General features: G+C 32.8%; 6 protein-coding genes. 1 reads left to right on the top strand and 5 read right to left on the bottom strand.

Going from position 1 to position 8,204, the window contains the following annotated elements; translation table 11 throughout:
- The 5 genes from B3J44_RS02185 to B3J44_RS02165 all read right to left on the bottom strand — a co-directional run.
- On the bottom strand, positions 1-452 hold a 452-nt coding region (locus B3J44_RS02185), incomplete at its 3' end, for a hypothetical protein (RefSeq protein WP_286965423.1).
- A gap of 66 nt (positions 453-518) precedes the next feature.
- Positions 519-2,648, bottom strand: coding sequence for an OmpA family protein (locus tag B3J44_RS02180; protein ID WP_286965421.1), 2,130 nt, complete (start codon positions 2,646-2,648; stop codon positions 519-521).
- A gap of 10 nt (positions 2,649-2,658) precedes the next feature.
- Positions 2,659-3,585: a PorP/SprF family type IX secretion system membrane protein gene (locus B3J44_RS02175; protein WP_198856902.1), complete on the bottom strand. Its 927-nt coding sequence runs from the start codon at positions 3,583-3,585 to the stop codon at positions 2,659-2,661.
- A gap of 30 nt (positions 3,586-3,615) precedes the next feature.
- On the bottom strand, positions 3,616-6,252 hold the full coding sequence (locus tag B3J44_RS02170; RefSeq protein WP_286965417.1) for a gliding motility-associated C-terminal domain-containing protein: 2,637 nt from the start codon (positions 6,250-6,252) through the stop codon (positions 3,616-3,618).
- A gap of 150 nt (positions 6,253-6,402) precedes the next feature.
- Positions 6,403-7,728, bottom strand: coding sequence for a PDZ domain-containing protein (locus B3J44_RS02165; protein ID WP_198856900.1), 1,326 nt, complete (start codon positions 7,726-7,728; stop codon positions 6,403-6,405).
- Positions 7,729-7,851: 123 nt separating this feature from the next.
- Here B3J44_RS02165 and B3J44_RS02160 point away from each other — a divergent pair.
- On the top strand, positions 7,852-8,204 hold a 353-nt coding region (locus B3J44_RS02160; RefSeq protein WP_286965413.1), incomplete at its 3' end, for an aminotransferase class I/II-fold pyridoxal phosphate-dependent enzyme.

Here is an 8,204-nt window from a genome sequence, read left to right as displayed (position 1 = left end):
AATTTATATTTTACGCTGTCAAAATCAATCGGTTTGTCTTTTACCAAATAAGTTACTCCCATTGTTGTCTGCATAGTTCCGTTACCCAAAATAAGCTGATTGTTACGTTTTAAAAATGCCATAGGATTTTTGAAGGTTTTAACGTCCTCATTAACTTTAAAAGTGTAGTCTACAAATAAAGTATCTCCATGGAATTCACCTGCAACTTCTCCTTTTCTAACAGTTGAAGGTGCTACATTCATAACCATATCTCCCGTTAATTTTCCGTTCTTTAACGTATTTAGTTTTAAATCTATTGTATCCTTTTCGTAAATTGCTTTATAGCATGCAGTACTTACGACTGCTTCACCTTCTGCTTTTACAGCTTCAGCGGCTTTTTGTTTTTCTTCATTTTTACAGCTTTGCAATCCAATAAAGGATAGAAGCAAACAAGATAAGGTTAGATTTCTCATATTTTTTCTATTTTGTTGATACTACTATAAAATTAAAGAAAAAAAGGCTTTCTTCTTTCAATAATTTTATAAATTTTTAATTACAAATTCAGATCTTCTATTCAATTCGTGTTCTTCTTCTGAGCAAGATTCATCTGTTTTGCATTTTATAATTGGAACCGATTCGCCATAACCTTTTGCTACAACTCGCTTAGAATCTATGCCAGATTGTATGATAAATTCTCGCGTTGAATTGGCTCTTTTTTGAGATAAATCAGCATTGTATTTTTCATTTCCTCGCGAATCGGTATGCGATCCGATTTCGATTTTCATGTCTGGATATTTCTTCATCAATTCTACAACTCGTCCTAAAATCACTTTCGATTCTTTACGGATATACCACAAATCGTAATCAAAATAAATAGGATCTGTTTTTATGATTAAACGTTCTTTATCCTTGACAATATCTTTTTCTTTTTCTAAAATTTCTTTTACTTTTTCGTTCTTTCGAATTTCAGCAGCTACAATTGCCGCTTCTTTGGCTTTTTTGTCTTTCTCTTTTAATTCAATTGCTGCCAAGGCTTCTTTTTTCTTGTTTTCTTCTTCAATAATAATTTCCTGTTTTCTCTTGTTTTCAGCAATTTGTTTTTCTTCTTTTTGAATTGCTTCTAAAGATCTTAGTGCCAAAGAACCATCATTAACTTTATCTCTTGTTTTGTCTAATGTCAATATCTTAGAAGCATTAGTATAATTTTCTTTGAAAGCACTAATTTTATACGAAGCCTCGCAAGCAACAGTAAAACTGAATTTTCCGTCAGCCGAAGTGGTAATCGTATTTAAAGTCTTATTTTCTGAATCTTGCAATAGTACCGTCGCATTTTCTAAAGCCAATTGTGTATCAAGATCTGTTATAATTCCGGCGATAAATTGCTTACAATCTTCAACAATCAAATCTTTTATTTCTTTGAATTGATAAATATCATCACTTCCTTTTCCTCCTTCTCTATTTGAAGCAAAAAAACCTTCTTTAGTATTTGAATCAATATTAAATGCAAAATCATCTAAATTAGAGTTTAATGGAAGTCCGACATTTACAGGTTTTGAATATTCATTTCCATTTATTTCAGAAACAAAAACATCTAAAGATCCATAACCTAAATGTCCATCTGATGAAAAATAAAGCTTATTATCTGCAGAAGCAAAAGGAAACTGTTCTCTTTTGTCTGTATTAATTTCTGAACCTAAATTTTTCGGAGTATCAAATGCCCCTTTATTTATGTTAACCGAATAAATGTCAAAAGAGCCGATAGATCCTGGCATATCGGAAGCAAAATACAATACTTTTTCATCTGGACTTAAAGCGGGATGCTCAACAGAATAATTTGGACTATTGAATGGAAGCGACGTAACATTTGTCCATTTCCCTTCTACCAATTCTGCTTTAAAAATCTGAAGATTAGAGATTTTTTTATCGTCTTTTTTCTTCTTTCCGTTTTTAGAATTGTTTCGGGTAAAATACATGGTTTTGCCATCTTTTGTAAAAACAGCATTCGATTCGTGCATTCCGGTTTTTAATTCTTTAGCAAAATAATGAACAATAGAATCTGCAGAATTAATGTTTTTAAGCGGAATCGTAACCAAATTTAAATAGGTTTCATTATCCCATTTGTATCTTTTGTCAAACAAACCTGGTTTCAATTTTACTCCTGCAAAAACTAGATTGTCTTTGTATTTTACAGCTCCAAATTCAGAATTTGGCGTATTTATCGCAAGATTTTTAATTTCAAAACGTTTACCAATTGCGGTGACATTTTCTAAAGTTTTCAATTCTTTTTCAAAATTGACCATATCTTCTGCATTTGCAGATTTAGAATAATATTCCTTTAAATTGGCATTTGCATCATCGTTACTATTTGTTGCTTTTAGAGTTTGTGCATATCTAAAATAATATTCTCGGTCTAAATTATTGCTGTAATTGCCAATCAAGAGACGATAATAGCGTTGCGCTTTAATCAATTCATTGGTATAGAAATAAGAATCGGCTAGATTTTTAATGACTTCTTGAGAAGGTCTTTCGTCTGCTAATTTTTGATATAAAATAATGGCTTCGCTGTAATACGTTTTATCAAAAAAACGTTTTGCTCTTGCTAATTCCTGATCTTGTGCCTTTATAAACTGTATTGAAAATACGAATACAATAACGAGTAATTTTTTCATATTTTTCATTTTAGAAGAATCTTGGAGATTTATCAAATCCTTTTCCTAACAAGTCCAAATCAAACAAAAGCATAATTTCGTGTGTTCCTGAATTAAACTGTCCGAAGTTTGTAAGTGTGTAATCATAGGCATAACCTACTCTCAGCGTTGGCGTAACATTTATATTAAATAGTGCACTTACCGAATCATCAATTCTGTATGCTGCTCCAAATTCGAATTTTTCATTATACAAAACATTAGCAGTAACATCTAAACTAATTGGTGCACCTTTTACAAATTTTGACATAAATGCTGGTTTCAATTTCACTTTATCATTAACCTGAAAAACATAACCCGCTGTCAAAAAAGTATGTATTTCTTCTGAACCAAACGCATTAACTCCTGACTTCTCTTCGATGTATTTTGACTTTAGTAAATTCGGTGCAGACAATCCAACGTATAGATTATCTCTAAAATAATAAGCTCCAACTCCAATATTAGGTTTTGTTGCATTTATGTTTTCTGAAAAAGCTAAATCTGTTTGAGGATCTGTAAATCTGAATCCGTTAAAATTAGTTTGCATAGACGAAAATCCAGCTTTTAAACCTAACGATAATTTATTTTTTCCACCTAATTTTAAAACATAGGCAAAGTCAGCATAAACATTGTTTTCCTTTTTTGCACCGTCACCAATATCATCAGAAATAAATGAGATTCCTGCTTCTATTTTGTCATTAATTGCCGTATGTCCAAAAAATGTAAATGTTTTAGGAGCACCGTAAGCGCCAACCCACTGCGTTCTGTATAATCCGCCAAAATTCATCATGGCGGGAACTCCAGTTGCATAAGCAGGATTAACAACGCTCATATTATACATATAATGCGTATACTCAGGATCTTGCTGGGCAGAAATGGATAAACAGAAAAGGAAATTTATAAGGAGTATTATTTTTTTCATTTGAAAATTATATTAAAAATATAAAAGAGATTATCGATTTAAGTAAAGACGGCCTTGTTGTGGCGGTTTATTGTCTTTATTAAAATGCAGTACATAAAAATAAACTCCATTGGGCGCAACGCCTCCAGCGATACCGCTTTTCTCGTAATTCTTGCCATCCCAAGCTGGTTTACTATTATCTCCTTTATACATTCCGTTGCCGTACCTGTTATAAATTTCAAGTGTATAGTTTGGATATAAAAATTCAATATCTTTTATCACAAATGAATCGTTTACACCGTCTCCGTTTGGAGAAAATCCGTCAGGAACAAAGAAATCGTACTGAGCAACTTCACAATCTCGTAAAGAGACTTTCACTTCTTTATAATTTTCAGACAGACATCTTGTTGTTTCATTTAAATCGTATCCGTAATAAATTGCATTGTGTACCAATAATGTGGTTGAAGGCAATAAATTTCCGTCTACAGAATCATACCAAGCTACTGTTGACGGAACATTTGTCTTACTGGATAAATCACTTATTTTCGGATTTGCTAAACCGCAAAAATCTGCCGTTTCGTTCATTTCTGGTGCTGGCGTATCATTTATCACTACCGAAACTTTTGCGGGTTCTGAAATACAACCTTCAGCAGAGGTTTCTGTAACGTAATAATCTTCTGTTTTTAAAACATAATCAACGGCGAGTGGCGTTGTTGCTGTTGCAGAATTATACCATTTATACTGAGTTCCTTTTGGTTCTAAATTGGCAATTACTGCCTCGTCAACTTTACAAAAGTTCTGATCTAAAACAATTGGTGCAGGCGGAATCGGATTTATAATGAAATCGTCTGTAATGTTGATTAAATCGACATCACAATTTGTAACCGTATTAGTTAAATTCAATAATGTAATTTTTGTTGAACCTGTATTTAAAAGCAATTCGGCAGGAATTACAAAATCTAACTTACCATTTTGCACTGTATTACTAATAGTTTGTATTCCAGAAATATTACTTTCTGACAATTGATAAGAAATACTAACATTGGTTAAAGTTTCCAATCCAGAAATTTCAACAGTAACAGGGGCATTCAAGCAATAATCTTTAACTGCCGCAATTACAGTTAATGCATTTGGCAACGGATTTACATATAGATTTCCTGCAACATTTGCTGTATTGGCACATTGTGGTGAAGGATTTGTAATATTGGTTATATTATAAATTGTAATTACCGACAATCCGCTTCTTTTACTCAGGTTTCCTGGAATTGTAAAAGATGCTTTTCCGCCAACAGATTGTATTTCTGCTGTTTCGCCCATAGCTAGATTATCTCCATTTATATTGTAAGAAATACGATAAGTACCATCAAGCAATTGAGGTGCAATAATATCAATTGTTGCTATATCATTTTGGCAAACAGGAAGCGCTATTAGCGTAGCATTAGTTAAAAGCGGTAACGGATAAATTGTTAAAACACTCGAAAACGGATTGAAAATGTCTACGCATTTTCTTTTACTTGTTGTAGACACTATACCTGTAACCGTTATCGTATACTCACCTACTTCTTTAAAATAAGATGCTTTTATTGGAAAATTAAATTCTCCATTTACAAAATCTCCTCTTACATTATCAGATGCTGATACTCCTGGCCCAACAATATTAAAGCTTACATCATATTTCCCATTAGGAATATTATCTTGTCCTTGGGTAATTTTTGCCGAATAAGTCGCTGTCGCGATTTCAGATTCGCAAATATCTTTGCTAACTTCAATTTTAGATCCTGTAAAATCAAGTCTTTTTTCGAGAGTTATATTTACAGTAGCACTTTTATTAGCACATATATTACTATTAGGAAGTGCCAAAACAGTGTAGGTATAAGGGTATACGCCAGGTCCATTTGCATCAAACAATTCTTGAAGATTAATGTTATGATCTGTAGCAGAAGTCAATCCCATACCTGTCCAAGTACCTCCTTTATCCCCTTCACCTATCCGGTCAAATAAATCTAAATCGGTGTAGGCCGCCAAATCTGTAGTCCCACATAATTCCAAATCTTGTGGTTCTCCAATTTTAGGAGCTATAAAAATGGTCACCTGCACATTGGTTGACTTTGTATCAGGAGAACACGCCGGCACTGCCGGTACAGTATATATAAAATTAAGCGTAGTTTTGGTTGTATATTGTCCAATTGGTATTGTACGCGGTACAGGCTGCCCTTTATCGGTAGTAAAACTTCCGTTTACATGTGGCCCCATAACCTTACTGTCAAAAGCTGTAAAAAGATTAAAAAAATTATTTTCGTTACAAACTGTTGCTTCAGATCCCACGCCCACGTATGCGCCTATTGTAATCGTGACTACAGCTTTGTTATTTGTACACCCCGAAGTCGTTGGAGCCGTATAGGTATAGTGATATTCTCCTCCGCTAAGGATAAATTGAGCATTTAAAATACCTGTAGAAGGATCTAAACCTTGTAGATTATTATCATCTGTCCATGTTCCGCCTGGAATTGGAGAACCTCCTAACAAAGAAAATAAATTTACTGACTGATAAATGGGATTAGTGACATCGCAAATTAATTCATTTACATTGTCAGTACCAGCACATTGTGCCGTTAGTTTTGAAGGAAGTAAGGAAAAAAAAATAAAAAACAATACAAAATGTAGGTAGTTAATGTAGTTTTTTGCCATAGATTAAATTTTTGCTAAACATAAGAAATTATCTAACTAAAAAGCTAATTTTTAGTAAACTTATTTTCACAAAAAAAAGACACACCTACATTACAATAGCTTAAAATGGGGTTTTTAAAGAAATCAACCCAAAATTAAAATTCTACTTTTTTACAACTCATCTTCTAATTTAAACCTAAATTTAAGCACCAAACTATTTCGTTCTACCTCAAGATTAATCCATACATCATCTTCAGATTTCAAAAGATTATTTATTTGTTGAAGAGTGTATTTATATGGCTGATTTTTATTGATACTAACTATAATGTCACCTTTTCGCAATCCACATTTTTCAGCAGCAGAATTCTCACGCACATTTACTATTTCGTAAACTGGCTTAAGAGCAAATTTATACTTAAAGTTATTTTCGTTTTTGTCTTTTTCCTGCAATTCGTCCATTGTAGAAGCAACCCTTACAGTCTCTAAATGTACTGTTTCTTGCACCCATTGAAGTCCGTTGTGCTGAATCGTAATTCCGCTCTTATTATAAGTAAAAGGTTCTCCAAATTTGCTGTTTCTTTTTAAGTACAGTTTTTTTTCTTTATAATCTAAAACTAAGGTAAATCGTTTCAAAACTTCTCCGCCAACAGAACCGATACGTCCTGGAACCATCTTCACGTTACGAATTGATGCAGAATCAGGAAAAGAGACAATAGGTTTTTTAAAATCAAATTCGTCTATAGAGAATTTATCAATTTTAGCGCGATGTCCTTCAATGTCACCGCTAAAACCTTTTCCTAAAAAATCAGGAAAGTTTTTGTTCGGGAGTTTTATTTTATCATTTTCAAAAATCCAAAAAGCATCACTATTTCCAATATCAATTAAAAGCTTTGCCGGAATTTCTTGATCATTAACTGTAGCTTTTGTAATTATATAAGGTTTTGACTTTTCTACCGTTATCGGAACCATTTTAAACTGTTTATCAAGTTTTCCCTGATATCTATCGCTCTTAGCATGAACTATTATTTTCTTTTTCTGGTAATTAATTTCGACAAGATTGTTTCTAAAGAATTTATGACCGATAATTCCATTAACAGGAATTCCAATATGAGAAGACAAATTAAAACTTTGATCTAGGATAATAAAAACCATATGGTCGCTTGATTTCAGACCATGCGTTTCTAGAATATTCTTTGTCGATTTCAAGCCTTCTATCTCTTCTTCGCTTCCTAATCCTCGGAGTTTGATTTTCTCAACATTGTTAAAACTAACTTCTTGTTTATCTTCCATACTAAACAAAAGTGTTTCTTCAACACCAGAATCAAGAAGAAAATTCAACTCTACTCCATTCACTTTTATAGGAATAAAAACGAGGTTATTTATCAATTTAAAAGGGATCGTAGCCTTTGTTGCATTGTTTTCCAATATGAAATCGCCTTGCCCGAAAAGCAAAAAAGGTAAGAATAACCCAAAAAACAATACTATATATTTTTTCATTGACAATATTTTATTATAAAATTAGTAAATATATTTATTATTGTTACATTTTTGGAAGTACCCTTATTGTTTACGTTAAATTCGAAAAAAATATGCAAATTTGCACTTCAATAATTTATACTCATGCCGACAATTTCACTCAAGGGAAGAAACATGCCCGAATCTCCGATACGCAAGCTGGCTCCTTTTGCTGATTTAGCAAAGAAAAAGGGACACAAGGTGTATCACTTAAACATTGGTCAACCGGATATCAAGACACCGGAAGTGGCCATCGAGGCGGTAAAAAATATTGATTTGAGTATTATAGAATACAGTCCGTCTGCCGGATATGAAAGCTATAGAAAAAAATTAGCTCATTTTTACCAGCGCCAAAATGTAAACGTTAACACAGAAGACATCATTGTAACAACTGGTGGCTCTGAAGCCTTACTTTTTGCACTGGCCACAATTACAGATCCAGGAGATGAAATCATTAT

The organism is Flavobacterium sp. UBA4854 (genome assembly GCF_002399805.1).
Lineage (GTDB): Bacteria > Bacteroidota > Bacteroidia > Flavobacteriales > Flavobacteriaceae > Flavobacterium > Flavobacterium ginsengisoli.
Note: the sequence above shows the minus strand (reverse complement) of the source record. Positions and strands in the feature narration are given on the sequence as shown.

What these genes read in the sequence shown, in the direction of transcription:
- B3J44_RS02180 (WP_286965421.1), bottom strand. Translation starts at nt 2,648, where the DNA reads ATGAAAAAATTACTCGTTATTGTATTCGTATTTTCAATACAGTTTATA.
- B3J44_RS02175 (WP_198856902.1), bottom strand. Translation starts at nt 3,585, where the DNA reads ATGAAAAAAATAATACTCCTTATAAATTTCCTTTTCTGTTTATCCATT.
- B3J44_RS02170 (WP_286965417.1), bottom strand. Translation starts at nt 6,252, where the DNA reads ATGGCAAAAAACTACATTAACTACCTACATTTTGTATTGTTTTTTATT.
- B3J44_RS02165 (WP_198856900.1), bottom strand. Translation starts at nt 7,728, where the DNA reads ATGAAAAAATATATAGTATTGTTTTTTGGGTTATTCTTACCTTTTTTG.